The following is a 15,274-nucleotide window of genomic DNA, read 5'->3' on the forward strand; positions in this document are numbered from 1 at the left end:
ATATCCTCCCTTCAGGTCTCTCCCTCCGGCTCAGGAACATCGGCCCTTTTCAAAATAGTTTTCAGCTGCCTTTCCAACTTCACTCTCGAGATCCAGGCCTGGTGTCCGCAGCCAAGACATTCAATACGAAAATCCATGCCCGTGCGCCTGATCCTCCAATCCGTGCTGCCGCAGGGATGGGGCTTACGCAGGCGCACTATATCGCCGAGATTCAGCCCGACCATAAAACCACCCTCCTCAATACCGCCTTACGGCCCGCTCTGAGGGTCTCCGGATGCACTGAAATCCTGGGGCACCGGGACACGGACTCCCTCGCGCAGAAACGCCCGGTGGATTCTCCGCCTCAATTCCCTTTCCAGTTCCCATTGGGCATTGGCCTTCGTGTAAGCCACTGCGCGCAAAACCGCATTGCGTTCACCGAATTGAATCACACCCTGAACGCTGGGAGCCTCGACAATGTTAGCGGAATATTCCCGGCCCACCTCCGTACAGACCGAATCCATAACTTCCAGAGCGTGATCCAGATCCTGATCATAGGGAACATGGATATCCACTAGAGCCCGCATTCTACCGCGGTTAAAATTCGTCACACCGCTGATGCTTCCGTTAGGCAGGATATGGAGTTCCCCGCCCCAATCGCGCAGCCTGGTCGTCCTCAGTCCAATCTCTTCCACAACCCCGGAAAATGTTCCGGTTGTAATATATTCACCGACGGCAAACTGGTCCTCAAAAAGGATGAAAAAGCCGCCGATAATGTCTTTGACCAGGCTCTGCGAACCGAAACCCAAAGCCACTCCCAAGACGCCCGCCGAGGCCAGGAGTGTCCCCGTGTTAAAGTGAAAAACCCACTGTAAGATATTCACCAGCACGCTGAATGTAATAACATAAAAAACGATGCTGCGCAAGAGTGGAAAGAGCGTATTGGCTTTTCTCTCATCCAGCAGCACTTTCCTTTTTCTCTGGACCAGCACCCTTCTCAGGAAATAGACAATGAGAACGTAGAGGACTCTGGCCGCCAGCAAAACTTCCGCGATATAGATGAGCCCGTCGATACTCGCTGCCGCCACTTGACGCCAATCAAAACCCAGCCACTGTGTCCACCCCAAAAACTTCTCCTCCCCCGTCATTTCCGCCATCACTATCAAGTATCCTTTAAGCCCTTTCGCACCAAGTTTTTCCTCATCACCGGCCCAGAATATTCGTCCACTGGGCGAGCCCCGGCGCCTTGGAAAACCACTGTAAAGAAAACATCCTATCCAGTCCCTGAAAAATCCTCACCAGCAAGGGGTAAAAATATGAGTTTTTCATGACCGCCACCTCCGGACCCGCGCCGAGCGTGAGAAACGGCGACAACAACCCCGCAAGCACCGCCAGGACAACAGCGGCCGTCAGACCTCCCAGAATCAGGCCCGCCCCGTGATTCAGCGTTCCCCCCAAAGGGAGGAGGGGAAGGAGCAAACCGGCACCCAGGTGAACGAGAAGCACCACAGCGTAAAAAACGAGCCCGAACGCCATGAGCCGCAACAGATTGTCGGTAATGACCGTGGACAAATTCTGAGCGGCCTGTACTAAAACCCCCCGGCTCACAGACTGCAGGGATGACAGACCGGTAGTCCCCGGAAAAGACTTGAACAAGGCGGAAAAGCCCCCCAGAATTTTCGGTAGTACTCCCCCGTCCGGAGTCTGGGCTTGACTCTGAATTTGGGACCAGACGACCCTATATACGAAAGGCTCTAACCAATTATGCACAGGAAAATACCGTTCTATCCAGGCTAAAACGGCTTGATAGCGGAACGATGCAATCAGGAAACCGAGTAAAGTACCGATGAGATTGACGGCCCCGCCCAGAAGCCCCTGCCGGTAGCCTTTGAGGGCACCCAGCAGAATGAGCCCGATTATCAGTACGTCGATGATGTTCATTTTCAGATTTTACCCTCCTTTCCGTTCTGATTCGTTCCCCAAGACCCGAAATCCTGCTTCCCACGTCCAAAGCTCCAAATTTGTCCTCACCGCGTCCCGGCAGCCGCAAAACCAAAGCCTCCCCAAAGGCCCGAGGAGGCTTTTGCGCCGGAGCCGTAGGCCGTCTGCCTCGGCCTGACGCCAACGCTCTAACATTCTTAAAGACGAATTCTTCGCCGGGTAATAATTCAGGCAACTGTCACAGCGGGTGCTCAGAAAAAATCACAAAGACCCCTGCGGGCGAAACGGAACCGGCGTAAGCGAGAAAATTGGCGGGGATGCGTGCGGATCGAACACACCTCGGAACGTTCTGCGTCCCGACACGCGGATTTGAAGTCCGGGGGCAGCACCAGCCACCATCCATCCCCAAAAAGCAAAAAAACCATGCGCCTACTGCACTTCAGTAGTGTAGCATACTTTTTTCAACTTTTAAAGTCTGCGCGCTGACTCAGGGACATCTTCTTGCGCAGCTTTCCCCAACCCCCAACCTGCCCGCAACGGGAGTATACCCCGGCATCCTTTGGGGAAAGATACGAAGACGACCTGATTGCTCTTAAGAAAGGCGGTTTGTCCAGTGTCACCAGAAACCTCCGCTGCCGATACGGATTTCCCGACCGCGGTCGATCCGGCCCCCTTAACTTCCCCTTCGCTTCTTTCCACTCCCGAATGGGAGCTCTTCCGCAAACATCTTCATGACAGCCTGGTTCATTTGGAATCTTCCCTCGGCCCCTCCGTTTCCCTGCTCCAAACCTCGAACGGGAAACAGTTGCGGCCTCTTTTGGTTTTTTCCGCCGCCGCTCTTTTCTCCCCCCCGCGGGAGGAGACTGTTCAAGCCGCCGTCGCCGCCGAACTGATCCACTTAGCCTCCCTGGTCCATGACGATGTCATCGACCAGGCCCCCCTGCGGCGGGGACAACCCAGTATCAATGCCGCTCAGGGAAATCAGACCGCCGTGCTGGCAGGCGACAGTTTGTTTGCCGAAGCCTTCCGGGTGCTGTCCGCGCCCGGGCTTATCCCGGTTATGCCTTATTTTGTCGCAGCCATTCAGGCGATGTGCGCCGGCGAAATAAGGCAGGGGCAAAGCCAATTTGCCCTGGACCGTTCTCGCCGTGATTACCTGCACCGCAGCGGCCAAAAAACCGGCTCCCTGATCGAAGCCTGCTGCCGCGCCGGCGCAACCATAGCGGGGGCAGACAAAACCGATGTCAACCGGCTCGGTAAATTCGGCCGCTTCTTGGGAATTGGATTTCAGGTCGTCGACGATGTCTTGGACTTCACCGGCCAAGAGAAAGAACTGGGCAAACCGACCGGGAATGACTTCCGCCAAGGTAACCTCACCTTACCCATCATCTACCTGCTGCAAGACCCAACTTATGGCACCTGGTTCAGGGAAACCCTTGAGAAGAAAACCTGGCCCCCGACCCTGGCTTTTCAGACTTATAAGGCCCTGGAACAGAGCGGCGCTCTCGAGCGCAGCCGAGACACTGCCGAAGCCTATATAGCCAAGGCCAAAAAAGTCCTCTCCCCCTTTCCGCCCTCGGCAGCCCTGGATCTTCTTTCCGAAATTACTCAGGGAATCTTAGACCGGCTGCCTGCCTCCTAAGAGACCGGCCTCCCGCGCCCAAAGCCATTATACTTAAAAAGGCTTCTAAATACTGAATCTTCCCCATAGCTAAAGCCGGCCAAAGCCAGGGGCATGCGGCTGAGCCTCTTGGTCAATTAAACCGGTCAGAGGGTTGGGGGAACGTTAGCCCGGTCGTAAAATACCACTCCCACCCGATCAATATGGCTTTTTAGTTCCTGATGAGTCAAATGAGAGTAATCGACAATATCAAAAAAATACGGCAAAGGGCTTTCATCCTCAAGCCTGGCATGCAACCTTGACACCGTGGAAAAGGTAACGTTGTCACCCCACACGGCAATGTCGACATCAGAACCGGGTTTATGGCTTCCTTTGGCACGGGAACCAAAAATAGCCGCTTTTTCGATCTCTGCAAAGGGTTGCAGCGCCTTAACGATATAGGCTATATCTTCCTGACGAAGTCCAAAATTCATTTCGCACCCTCTAAATATTCATACAATTCCCGGAGCATACCAAAATAATGTTCACGAATCAGACGTTCCGCTTCATCCGCCAATCCTTCATCATAGGTATGTGCCATGAGATTTCTCTTCTCCAAAGCATCGAGCCAAACATGTCCGTCAGACACTAATTGCATCTGAAAGCCGGTCTGGATGGCCATGCGGGGACTTCTAACCATAAAACCCTGGTCTTCCAAATAATCCTTCATCGTCTTCCACGCAAGTTCAAACGTATACTCAAAACACTGAATCAGGCCCTGCTTCTCAAACTTGTTGAGCTCCGGCTTCTCCACGAATTCTGTCAACTGCTGCAGAGCCTTGGAGAAGTTCGCCAACCTTTGCCGCCAGCGTATATCCTCCGCATTTTCCATTAAGTCTAACCCCCAGATTCATGCGCCAGTGCCCTTCCTATAAATACCATATCACATTTGTCGGCCTCAGGCAACGGGCGCTGTCCCGCAAATAAGGGGCAACAACGGGATCAAATAATCCGCTTTCGTCGTAAGAGCCGGCTGATTATGAAAAGCAAACGCGCAAAACCCCCGGCTTGAGCCAATAAGCGCGCAGTGACCGCCCTGTTTTTCCCTTGGGAAGCTTTAGGATCCGAAAGATACATAGCCGCAAGTCCCTCGAGAACGAGGATGTGGAAGCGTGGATAACTAAGGAAACGGACCTGCTCCCGGGACCTTCGGTAAAAAAGACAGAGCCGTTGACCCAGCTCGCCGTCATCGGCGTAATTCTGAACGAAATTCAGATCGCCGTGCTCCAAATCCTCCTGCCTGTCAATAAAATAGTCCAGTAAAATATGAAATCCCTGAATCCAGGGAAAGTAAGCCTCCTCCCCTTGAGCGGCCGGAATACCACCCTTTGCCAAAGCCGCAAAATAGAATATTCCCAGGGTGGAACCTGTGGCGGCTTCGATTTCCCAAGGATACAGCCCGGGCCACTTCCCGGCAAGCGAACCGATCCATTGAGACAAGGCCTGTTCGCGCTCTCGCGGGGAGATATGCTTATAAGTTTGCAATTGAGAATAGAGGGCCGCCCATTGCCTCATCGCGGACAGCAAAGGGCCCGGGACGGAATCCCCCAAGCGGTCCCTGCAGGTCTCAACCAGGGTTTTCAGATATCCCCCGTCATCATGATAAGGATAGTTCGCATAGTAGTCGGAAAGCGAAACACCGGAATTAAGCGCTTCATCCAGCGCCAGATGAAGTTGTCTGAAAGCCTGAGCTTCTTTTACTCCCGCCCGGTCGCACAAATTATCCAAGTAGTCGCTGATCGTTTGATAAGCGACAATGAACCCTACCAGGTCCCGCCGCCGAGCGGCAGTGAGCCCCGGGTGAAGCGCGTAAACCGCGCCGCCCTGAGCATGGAAACGTTTTTCCGTCAAACTTGCCAGAGCGAGGTCCCTCAGTTCTTGGCAGGAAATTTCCATTGCCAGCTTCTTCCAGCCTTCCAACTCCCGGTCGACCAGCGGAAAAACCCCGCGCACGAACTCGTAAATTGAGGCGAGTTTAAAAAACACAACCAAACATCTCCTGCTCCCGTCATCCGATTCCCACCTTGCGCTTTACTTCTGTCTATACCGGATCTTCATGTATATCTTTGCCGGTTCCGGGACAAAATAAAACCGAATGCTTGGATAAGGAAGGAGGAAAATCGATGCCAGCCAATTCGTTTCCCGTCGCCAATCTGACGGAACAGGAAGTTGCGGAAATTAAGTCGCTGGAAAAAGCACTGAATCGAACCAAACCCAATGGCGAAAAAATCTTAGTCGCTTACAGTAAGGCCTGATCCGGTCGCAAAGACGGCCGAAAAGTTGACCGAACCGGGAAAAATGTCATCGGGAACCGGCATCCGGCGAGTGTAAACGCAAATTGTTTCTGAAGATGATCAGCCCTTATTCCGGCGGAAATGGTAGCAGGAACCTTTGAGATAGTCTTCGACATAAGCGCTGAGTTCCGGCTCCGGTGTGGTTAGGCGTAAAAGGCTGAAGCGCGCTTGAACAAAACCCTTAACACACTCCAACGCAAGATCCATAAGGTGAGTGCAGCCTTGTTCTTGTCCGACAGCTTTCTGTATTTCTTTGCGCACCCCGTGGGTCAGCTTCAGCCCGACCAGCCCCTGAGCCCTTTTCTCCACCTGAGCGCAGTCGGTATGCGGGGCCCTGCGCCACTCCGCCGTGGCGGCCGTGACCTCAAAGGTGCCCAGATCGACACTGAAATCCAAGCAAAGTTCATGATGACTGTCCAAAAATACCCCGCTTACCTGGGCCGATTTGTAATCTTGGCTTTGTACATTGACAATAATGGACCGATTAAACAGATGCATTCTCTACTCCATCCTTTTCCCATATGGATTAAAGCAGGAGGGCCATGTCCGCCCTCCTGTTCGTGTGTTCCTCTCCGCGTGTGCTTCTCTCCGTGTATACTCCTCTCCGCGTGTGCTCCTCTCCGCGTATACTCAGCTCCGCGTGTTCCTCTCTGAAAGTACAACTCTCCCGCAGGAGTAAGAAACCCTGCGCCTGCCGCCTTCCTTGAGAACTTGGCACCGGCTGGGTTTTGCCGGCCGGGTTATCCGATCCGATATCCTTTCGCCATCAAGGCCTGTATGGCCTCGTCCGCCCTGGTCCCGTTCAGGCGCGCCAAGATCTGAACAATGTCGCCTGAACGGTGAAACATCGTCAGGCTGGCAATATTAACATCATAGTTCTTGATCGTCTCCGACATGTCGGAAATCACGCCCACCTCATCTTTGGTTTCCACGACAATACGCTGGCCCGGACTGCGGAAGCCAAGGGCATCCAGAAAAGCGTCAAAAACGTCGGTCTGAGTTATTATTCCGGCCAGTTGTCCGTTCTCTGTCACCGGCAGGCCGCCGATTTTATGTTCCCTCATCAACAGAGCCGCATCCTCGAGCAGGGTGTCCGGGGTGCAAGTGACGACTTTCTTGACGGCAACTTCCCTAATTGCGGTTTTGGCGACCAAATAATTCAGCTCAAAAATACTCAAGGTGGTCGCGGGAGAGGGAGAAATCTCTCTCAAGTCCCCGTCGGTGACCAACCCGACCACCCTGCCCTTCTCCACGACCGGACAGCGGTTAATCTTTTTCTCTCTCATTAGCGCAATGGTATCCGCGATGGTATCATTGGGGTGAACCATTATGACCGGAGTGGACATGAATTGCCTGACATACATGCAAACCGCCCCTTTCTTCATCTCCCCGGCCGGACCGAGTTGCCGGACCGATGGGGGAGAAGGATTCCCTCCTTAAGTTCCGCCTGCCGCTAGGCGCCTAAATAAGCCTTGCGCACATCCTCACTTGCCGCCAGTTCCTGAGCCATGCCGCCAAGAGTAATTTTGCCGGTCTCTAAGACATAAGCCCTGGTGGCAACGGACAAGGCCATGCGGGCATTTTGTTCCACCAGAAGAATTGTCGTTCCCTGAGCATTAATGTCTTTAATAATGTCAAAGATCTGTTTCACCAAAAGGGGAGACAATCCCATCGACGGTTCGTCCAAGAGCATGAGCTGGGGTTTTGACATGAGCGCCCGTCCCATCGCGAGCATTTGCTGTTCTCCGCCCGAGAGGGTGCCGGCCACCTGCCCCTTGCGTTCCCGCAAGCGCGGAAAAATGGCAAAGATCCGCTCGAGGTCTTTTTTGATTTCCGGCTTGTCCTTGCGCAGATAGGCCCCCATGTCCAGATTTTCCGACACGGTCATATTGGCAAAAATACGGCGGCCCTCCGGAACCTGCGAAATTCCCCGGCCAACAATTTTTTGGGCCGGCATACCCGTTAATTCTTCGCCGTTGAAGCGAATTTTTCCTTGTTTGGGACGCAATAATCCGGAAATAGTTTTAAGGGATGTGCTTTTCCCGGCCCCGTTGGAACCAATCAGAGTCACGATTTCCCCTTGGTTTACCTGGAAGGAGATTCCTTGCAGCGCGTGAATAGCCCCGTAATAGACGTGCACATCTTCAATTGCCAGCAACTATATTGCCTCCTCTCCCAAGTAAGCCTCTATCACTTTCGGGTCAGTTCTAATCTCCTCCGGCGTTCCGGATGCGATGATCATGCCGTAATCCAGGACATAGATACGCTCGCATACCCCCATAACCAAGGACATATCATGCTCAATCAACAAAATGGTCAACTGAAAATTGTCCCTGAGCCAGCGAATCAGTTCCATCAAGCCCCGTGTCTCTTGCGGATTCATACCCGCGGCCGGCTCATCCAGAAGCAAGAGCCTGGGTTCGGTCGCCATGGCCCGCGCGATCTCTAAACGCCTCTGTTCACCGTAAGGGAGATTCTTGGCCACCTCCCCGGCCCTGCCCCGCAAATGAAATACCTCGAGCAAAGCCAAGGCTTTACTCTCCATCTCGTCTTCACTGCGGAAAAAACTCGGCAGGCGCAAGATGGCACTGAAAGCCGAATATTTAGCGTGTTGGTGAAAAGCTATTTTTACATTGTCAATTACACTCAGATCCCCGAAAAGCCGGATATTTTGGAAGGTGCGGGCGATACCGCGGTGGGTTACTTGATAGGGCCTCAGCCCGCCCACATCTTTTCCCGCGAAGATCATTTTCCCTTCACTGGGCTCGTAGACCCCGGTTAAGAGGTTAAAAACCGTCGTTTTTCCCGCCCCGTTCGGCCCAATCAAACCGACCAACTCACCCTGGCCGATCTCTATATTAAGATCAGCCACAGCTTTGAGACCGCCAAAGGACTTGGAAAGATGCTCCAGCTTAAGCAGCACGGCTTTCACCCTTCTTTCCCAGAAAACCGAGGTTGAACTCTTTGGTGCCCAGCAGCCCCGAAGGGCGGAACAGCATTACAACTATGAGGAGTAAAGCGGTCAAGACCATGCGCCATTCGGGGAACTGGGACAAGTAGGCGGACAAAACGGTCATAACCACAGCCCCGACAATACTCCCGGTCATACTTCCCAGCCCTCCCAAAACAACCATTACCAGGATGTTAAATGAGGTAAGAAAACTGAACGTTGTCGGTTGAATGAGGTACATATAATTCGCGTACAGCCCCCCGGCGAGCCCGCCCAAAAAGGAACCCAGGGTAAACGCCATGACTTTGTACTTGGTGCTGTTAATGCCCATGGCCTCCGCTGCGATTTCATTCTCCCGCACTGAAATGCAGGCCCGCCCATGGGTTGAGTTAGTGAAGTTGTGAATAATTACGACCGAGATGACGGTGAGCCAAAAGGCCCAGGTCCAATTGACCGTTCTTGGAACAGTGAAGCCGGCCGCCCCGCCTACATAATTGGTATTAAAAAAGACAACCTGGACGATCTGACCGACACCCAGAGTAGTGATCGCCAAGTAATCTCCTTTGAGCCTGAGGGTTGGCAGGCCCACCAAAAAGCCCACCGCGGCTGAGACGATACCGCCTGCCAGGATAGCCGCTCCCAGCGGCCCGTGCAGTTTAACGCTGACGATAGCGGACAAGTAAGCCCCAATGGCCATGAAACCCGCGTGGCCGATTGAAAACTGGCCCGTAACCCCATTGATCAAATTCAGACTGGTGGCCAGAATGACATAGACACAAATCAGCATCAGATTTACGCTGTAGAAAGGCGGAATGAGACGGGCGGCAATGGCGGCCTGGACGCCGCCGTAAACAACCAGCACGGCGAGCAGGATCACCAGATTTTTCTTATTCAACACCTTCATCTTTGGACACCTACACTTTCTCGCGGACATTCTTGCCAAAAAGGCCGCTCGGCTTCAGGATCAGGACCAGGATGAGAATCAGGAAAGCCACCGCGTCGCGCCAGGTGGAAGCACCCAGCGCGCTGACCGCCGACTCCGTCAGCCCCAGCACCAGCCCGCCGACCACCGCCCCCGGTATAATCCCGATCCCGCCCAGGACAGCCGCTATGAAGGCCTTCAGTCCCGGAATGATGCCCATCAACGGGTCAATCGTATTGTAATAAGCACCGTAGAGAACGCCGGCGGCGGCGGCCAAAGCCGAGCCTATGGCAAACGTCGCTGAGATGGTTGAGTTTACGTTAACGCCCATCATAAGGGCCGCGTCTTTGTCGAACGAGGCCGCCCTCATGGCTTTGCCTATCTTCGTATACCGAACGGTAAGTGTAAGCAGGATCATGAGGATAATCGTGGTGGCAAAGATAACAATAGCCCCGTATTGCAGATATACGCCGCCGACCTTGTAAGAGACGCTCGGAAGCACCGGCGGATAAGAGCGAACCTGGGCCGAGGCGACCAGCATATTTCCGTACTCCAGAAACAAGGATACGCCAATCGCGGTGATCAAGGCGGCAACCCGTGTCGCGTTACGCAAGGGCTTATAAGCGATACGCTCAATGATCACGCCCAGAAGGGCGCAACTCGCCATCGCCAGCAACAGGGCCGGCACAAAGGACATATGCAGCCTGGACGTGGCCAGCCAGCCTACATAGGCCCCGATCATCATAACATCTCCGTGGGCAAAATTGATCAATTTCACGATCCCGTACACCATGGTGTAACCCAAGGCGATTAAGGCATAGACACTTCCCATGGACAATCCGTTGACAACTTGCTGCAACCCTTCACGCAACACATGTCCCATGTTTCATCCTCCTGTCAGTCAGACCCGCGGGCAGGAAAGTTCGTCCGCTCCGCGCCCGCTCAAGTGAGCGGCCGCTTGAAGCAAGACGGCGCCCACCCCCGGCTCCGCGAATCCGCACGGTTTTTTAGCAATATGGGCGAGAAGGAGGGGGCATGCCCCTCCTGACACTCGGCAGAACCTGCGCCGGTCTGCCTGACATCCCGTTCGCCTTTAGGATGGTGAAACACTGGTTAGGTAGATGCCTTTGCCGTTTTTGTTCTCTTTGATGACGGCTTTCTTTTGGGGATTGTGTGTATTGGGATCAATAGTTATTTCCCCGGTTACACCTTTGAATCCGGTCAACTTATCCAGTTCCGCCGTGATCTTCGCCGGATCCCCACTGTTGGCCGTCTGAATCGCGTTAATAATCATGTTGGCCGCATCATAGGAGAGTGCCGACATAGCGTTGGGCTCATGGCCGTATTTTTCCTTGTAATCCTTGACAAACTGAACCATGTCCGGAGAATCGTTGGCGACATGGTCGACATAGTAGGTATCGTTTAGAGCCGCCGGAGTGCCAATCGTGAACAGCGAAGGATCGTCCCAGCCGTCCCCGCCCGCGAAGGGCATCTTCATGCCTAAGTCGCGGGCTTGCTTGACGATGAGCCCGTCGTCATTATAGTAGCCCGGCAGCCAGATCAAGTCCGGGTTGGTACCTTTAATCCGGGTGAGGATACTCGTGAAGTCCTTATCGCCTGACGCATATTTTTCCTGATCGACAATTTTGCCCCCGCCCGCTGTAAAGTTCGAGATAAAAGTATCGGCCAACCCTTTAGCGTAGTCGCTTTTCTGGTCGACGATGACCGCCGCGGTTTTGGCGTGCAAAGTGCCCAAGGCAAATTTGGCGCCCACCTGTCCCTGGAAAGGATCGATGAAACAGGGCCTGAAGATATAAGGCTGCACTTTGCCCCCGGCCGCCATCGTAAGTTTGGCATTCGTGCCGCTGGGGGTAATCAACGGTACTTTGCTGTCAGTGACGACCGGTGTGGCCGCGGCCACAAGGGAACTCGTCATGGGTCCGATGACGGCCACCACGTTGTCACCGACCAACTTGGTCGCCGCGGTTGTCGCTTCTCCCGGGTCGGACTTGTTGTCAGCCACGTCGAGTGCCAGTTTCTTTCCGCCCAGCACTCCGCCTTTGGCGTTAATTTGATCAAACGCCATCTTGATCCCGTTTTGGGCCTCCTGTCCAAACATGGCCTGCCCGCCCGTAAGTTCGAGATCGCCACCCACCTTAATCGTTCCGCCGCCGCCGTTTCCGGCCGCCGCACCCGTTGTGCCGCAGCCGCCGGCCAATGATAGACAGAGAATCCCCACCGTCAAAAAAGCAAAAATCTTCTTCATTTCTTTTCTTTCCCCTCCTTTGTAACTCTCACCCGAACGAGTCCCCGCGTCGTATTTTCTCGCCTGATTCCCCCTCTCTTACATAATAGTGGGGTCTGTGCCAAAAACCGCTACATTTGACAAAGGCCCCTTTGACTTCCAAATTAGAAACAGTCTTCTAATTTTAACCACATTTTATATTTTCTATAGCAGCATGTCAACGCGGTATTCTGTCTTTGAACGGTCTTTCGTAAGCAGAACGTTTCCCATCGCTCAGTCAAGTCCCCCGTCACGGGTTCCCCTCCCTGATTTCTGCCCGCCCCGTGGATTTAACAGAACTTTCGCTTAAACTTCAATGAATTTTCACATCCGGTATTTATACTAAGAGAAAACCGTATGTGTTATAATATATCAAGACTTGACTGCTGAAAGGGTGAAAGAAGATGCCATATAATGATTTTTCTTCCCGTTCCAATTATTACCCGCCTGACAATATTGTGGATATCAAGAAGGATAGGCCGGTCTCTTTGACTCAGGTAATGGGGCTTTTATCCTTTATGTTCCTGGCCATGGCCGCGGGGGCGTTCCTTGTTCCCCCTCAATATTTCATGCCGGCTGTCATTTTGGAATTTGTTCTGCTCTTTGTCATTCCCTTGATGAACCGGCGGGATCTTATACGCGAGCAGGATCCGGCCGCCGGTCTGACCGGTGCCCTTTCCCTGCTTTTTGCCGCTTGCGCGGGAGCCGTGCTCGGCCCCTTGGTGCAGGTCTTAATGGCGGATGCGGCCGGACGTTTGGTCCTGATCCAGGCCGCTTTGGTTACGTTTGTAGTTTTCGGAGCTTTCGGCCTTTACGGACTCGTGACCAGGCGCAATCTGGGAGTCATGGCCAAGGCGCTTTTCATCGGCTTAATAGCGCTTCTCGGGGTCATGATTCTCTCTGTATTCTTCAGCAGTTTCATGAGCCCGTTCGGCTTGTTAATCGGGATTGGGGGAGCCGTTCTTTTCAGTTTACTCACAGCTCTTGATTTTCAGCGGGTTAAGTACAGCTCAGCCGACAACGCCGTTTTGATTACCCTCAGTATCTTTTTGGACTTTGTCAACCTCTTTTCCTTCATCCTCAATATTTTCTTGCTCTTGGGCGGCGGAGGCGGCCTGAGAAAACGTTAGACAGAGAAAGGGGCACGGCGGCCCAGCTTCGTCAAGGGCGCCGGATAGTATGAGAGGTCCCCTGGCCCAACTTGAGGGTCATGCTGTCTACCCCCGGAATTCTAAAAGACCCGGCACCGTTTTGGCGTCGGGTCTTTTGGTCGTTGGCCGGCAGGTACAAAATTCATGGGTGCACGAGCCGGATTATCTTTAGGGGTGGATCAATACATCGTGCGTTTGTCCCCCTGACGACGGGTCACGTGTTTCTGGTCGAAGTATTCCAGGAGGGGAACCGCATACTTGCGTGAGGTCTGCCAGAGCGCCCGAGCCTCCCCCACGCTGACCTCGCCGTGTTCTTTAAGGTATTTGACTAAGCTGCTTTCGGCCTCTTCCAGGGCCGCTCTGTCAAAATAAACTCCGCTGGCCACTGTCCACTTCCCGGACTCACAGAGAAATTGGGCATATTCCAACGCGTCCTGAGGGCGGATTTTGCATTCGGCCGCCACTGACTCCAAGTCCGGGGGAGCGAGTCCCGCTTTGAGCCAGTGTCCGCTGAGACAGGCAAGGCGCTTTGCCAGCTCGATCGGCAGGGGCGCGTCTTCCCGCGGTAAGACTTTCCCCCCGGAGAAACGGCAGAGGCCTTGTACAGCCCCTGCTTCCAGGATTGACTGCCAGATCTGGTGGTTCCAGGTCACACCAAGGCGGGTCTTTAACTCTTCCCGGCCCACACCCCGGCGCAGCGGGAAGGAACTGACATAGCGCTCCACTGTTTCCGTCAGCCGCGTGCGCCAAGCAGAGGCAGCCGCCTTGGACCAGTATAGGGTTTGGCCGTTCAGCTGTGATTCTTCCAGGCGTTCTTGCTCTCTCAGGCTCTTAATCAGACCGGCAATCTCCGCGGGCGGCAGATGGAAGTGCGCGCTCAACTCGGCGGAGGTTCTTGGCTCGTTGAGCTCCCGCTCCAATAGATCAAGAGGGTTCCCTTGGTCCATAAGGCGCAGGCGGGAGAGTTCGGCGTCTTTGTAGCGTTTGTGCTTGTATTGGGCGACTGCCAATACTTTACCGCCCGCGATGGTATGGGCCGGAGAATAGAAGCGCAGAACAAAGCGGTCTCCCGCAGCCGCCAGAACCGGAGATTCGAGGAGAATCTGCGCATACCCTTCGTCACTTGGGTTAAGTTCGTCATGATCCAAAAGGTGAATTCTGCCCAGGATCTCCGCCGTCCCCAAATGAAAGCGGAGGCGTTGCCTTTGCACGATCGACTTCCCCGCTGAGGCCAGGGCCTGGACCTTAGTGTCGAGGATCGTTCCCACAGAGAAGGAGCCCGGTGTGGCCAAGACCGCCCCCTTGGCCACCTCCGCTACTTCCAGGCCGGCCAAGTTCACGGCTACCCTTTGCCCAGCCACCGCTTGCTCCACTTTTTGGCCGTGCACTTGCAAGGAGCGTACTTTGCTGGCGCGGTGAACCGGTTCAATCACCACATCTTGTCCAAGTTTGAGAGTTCCGCTGTAGAGTGTGCCCGTTGCCACCGTACCGAAGCCCTGAATGCTGAAGACACGGTCCAGTGGCAGACGCACGGGTCCGTTCGAGTTTTTGCTCACCGCTTCGTCCAGGATTCGGTCGATCTCCTGTTTTAGCTCGGCAATCCCTTCCCCGGTCTGAGCCGAAACGCAGCACAGCGGGCAGCCGGCAAACACGCTGTCTTTTAAATCCTCCCTAACCTCCTCCTTGACAAGTTCAAGCCATTCTTCGTCGACCAGGTCGATCTTGTTGAGCACCACAATCCCGCGCTCAATCCCCAGAAGTGTCAGAATATCCAAATGCTCTCTGGTTTGGGGCATTGTCCCTTCGTCCGCGGCTATGACAAGAAGGACGAGGTCCATCCCCGCCGCGCCTGCCAACATTTGTCGAACAAAACGTTCATGCCCGGGCACGTCGACAATCCCTATTTCCCTGCCGCTCGGCAGGACCGCGTGGGCAAAGCCCAGTTCAATAGAAATGCCCCGTTGTTGTTCTTCTTTAAGGCGGTCCGTGTTAATGCCGGAAAGGGCCCGAATAAGTTCGGTTTTCCCGTGGTCGACATGGCCGGCTGTACCGACGAGATAATGTCTTTTCTCCATAACTACCCTACCCCCTGA

The 15,274-nt window shown here is 54.1% G+C and carries 17 protein-coding genes and 1 tRNA gene; 3 read left to right on the top strand and 15 right to left on the bottom strand.

The window, feature by feature from the left end:
• Window positions 1-11: 11 nt before the first annotated feature.
• The 4 genes from MNU25_RS02005 to MNU25_RS02020 all read right to left on the bottom strand — a co-directional run bounded on the left by MNU25_RS02005 (window position 12) and on the right by MNU25_RS02020 (window position 2,327).
• Complete coding sequence (locus MNU25_RS02005) at window positions 12-224, bottom strand: DUF951 domain-containing protein (protein ID WP_240983556.1); 213 nt, start codon at window positions 222-224, stop codon at window positions 12-14.
• A gap of 24 nt (window positions 225-248) precedes the next feature.
• Window positions 249-1,136: a mechanosensitive ion channel family protein gene (locus tag MNU25_RS02010; protein WP_240983557.1), complete on the bottom strand. Its 888-nt coding sequence runs from the start codon at window positions 1,134-1,136 to the stop codon at window positions 249-251.
• Window positions 1,137-1,182: 46 nt separating this feature from the next.
• A complete protein-coding gene (locus tag MNU25_RS02015; RefSeq protein ID WP_240983558.1) occupies window positions 1,183-1,920 on the bottom strand; it encodes a CvpA family protein in 738 nt (245 codons plus the stop codon).
• A gap of 309 nt (window positions 1,921-2,229) precedes the next feature.
• Window positions 2,230-2,327, bottom strand: a tRNA-Sec gene (locus MNU25_RS02020).
• A 206-nt stretch (window positions 2,328-2,533) separates the two neighbouring features.
• On the opposite strand from MNU25_RS02020, the gene MNU25_RS02025 reads away from it, so the two are divergent.
• On the top strand, window positions 2,534-3,562 hold the full coding sequence (locus tag MNU25_RS02025) for a polyprenyl synthetase family protein (protein ID WP_240983559.1): 1,029 nt from the start codon (window positions 2,534-2,536) through the stop codon (window positions 3,560-3,562).
• A gap of 125 nt (window positions 3,563-3,687) precedes the next feature.
• Here the strand turns inward: MNU25_RS02025 and MNU25_RS02030 are convergent, their stop codons facing one another.
• From MNU25_RS02030 to MNU25_RS02040, 3 genes are all read right to left on the bottom strand, one after another.
• Window positions 3,688-4,014, bottom strand: coding sequence for a nucleotidyltransferase family protein (locus tag MNU25_RS02030; protein ID WP_240983560.1), 327 nt, complete (start codon window positions 4,012-4,014; stop codon window positions 3,688-3,690).
• Entirely contained in the window at window positions 4,011-4,412 is a 402-nt protein-coding gene (locus MNU25_RS02035; protein ID WP_240983561.1) for a nucleotidyltransferase substrate binding protein, read from the bottom strand. The genes MNU25_RS02030 and MNU25_RS02035 overlap by 4 nt, the downstream gene beginning before the upstream one ends.
• Before the next feature lie 110 nt (window positions 4,413-4,522).
• A complete protein-coding gene (locus MNU25_RS02040; RefSeq protein ID WP_240983562.1) occupies window positions 4,523-5,566 on the bottom strand; it encodes a tetraprenyl-beta-curcumene synthase family protein in 1,044 nt (347 codons plus the stop codon).
• A 137-nt stretch (window positions 5,567-5,703) separates the two neighbouring features.
• Here MNU25_RS02040 and MNU25_RS20065 point away from each other — a divergent pair, with 137 nt between their 5' ends.
• Window positions 5,704-5,835, top strand: coding sequence for a hypothetical protein (locus MNU25_RS20065; RefSeq protein ID WP_261486903.1), 132 nt, complete (start codon window positions 5,704-5,706; stop codon window positions 5,833-5,835).
• Between the two features lie 99 nt (window positions 5,836-5,934).
• On the opposite strand, the gene MNU25_RS02045 is transcribed toward MNU25_RS20065, so the two are convergent.
• The 7 genes from MNU25_RS02045 to MNU25_RS02075 all read right to left on the bottom strand — a co-directional run bounded on the left by MNU25_RS02045 (window position 5,935) and on the right by MNU25_RS02075 (window position 12,012).
• Entirely contained in the window at window positions 5,935-6,372 is a 438-nt protein-coding gene (locus MNU25_RS02045; protein WP_240983563.1) for a DUF2889 domain-containing protein, read from the bottom strand.
• A gap of 242 nt (window positions 6,373-6,614) precedes the next feature.
• Window positions 6,615-7,238 (bottom strand): CBS domain-containing protein, encoded by a 624-nt coding sequence (locus MNU25_RS02050; RefSeq protein WP_240983564.1) that lies wholly within the window; start codon window positions 7,236-7,238, stop codon window positions 6,615-6,617.
• 89 nt (window positions 7,239-7,327) lie between these two features.
• The gene (locus tag MNU25_RS02055; RefSeq protein ID WP_240983565.1) at window positions 7,328-8,032 is read right to left on the bottom strand and encodes an ABC transporter ATP-binding protein; all 705 of its coding nucleotides are present in this window, start codon (window positions 8,030-8,032) and stop codon (window positions 7,328-7,330) included.
• Complete coding sequence (locus MNU25_RS02060) at window positions 8,033-8,794, bottom strand: ABC transporter ATP-binding protein (RefSeq protein ID WP_240986691.1); 762 nt, start codon at window positions 8,792-8,794, stop codon at window positions 8,033-8,035.
• Window positions 8,787-9,728, bottom strand: coding sequence for a branched-chain amino acid ABC transporter permease (locus tag MNU25_RS02065; protein ID WP_240983566.1), 942 nt, complete (start codon window positions 9,726-9,728; stop codon window positions 8,787-8,789). Before MNU25_RS02065 ends, MNU25_RS02060 begins: the two co-directional genes overlap by 8 nt.
• 10 nt (window positions 9,729-9,738) lie before the next feature.
• Window positions 9,739-10,629 (bottom strand): branched-chain amino acid ABC transporter permease, encoded by an 891-nt coding sequence (locus MNU25_RS02070; RefSeq protein WP_240983567.1) that lies wholly within the window; start codon window positions 10,627-10,629, stop codon window positions 9,739-9,741.
• A gap of 210 nt (window positions 10,630-10,839) precedes the next feature.
• Entirely contained in the window at window positions 10,840-12,012 is a 1,173-nt protein-coding gene (locus tag MNU25_RS02075) for an ABC transporter substrate-binding protein (protein WP_240983568.1), read from the bottom strand.
• Between the two features lie 422 nt (window positions 12,013-12,434).
• Here MNU25_RS02075 and MNU25_RS02080 point away from each other — a divergent pair, with 422 nt between their 5' ends.
• Window positions 12,435-13,160, top strand: coding sequence for a Bax inhibitor-1/YccA family protein (locus tag MNU25_RS02080; protein ID WP_240983569.1), 726 nt, complete (start codon window positions 12,435-12,437; stop codon window positions 13,158-13,160).
• Between the two features lie 200 nt (window positions 13,161-13,360).
• Here MNU25_RS02080 and selB read toward each other — a convergent pair whose 3' ends face one another.
• A complete protein-coding gene (gene selB / locus MNU25_RS02085) occupies window positions 13,361-15,256 on the bottom strand; it encodes a selenocysteine-specific translation elongation factor (protein ID WP_240983570.1) in 1,896 nt (631 codons plus the stop codon).
• Window positions 15,257-15,274: the final 18 nt, after the last annotated feature.

This window comes from Acididesulfobacillus acetoxydans (assembly GCF_902729405.1).
Lineage (GTDB): Bacteria > Bacillota > Desulfitobacteriia > Desulfitobacteriales > Desulfitobacteriaceae > Acididesulfobacillus > Acididesulfobacillus acetoxydans.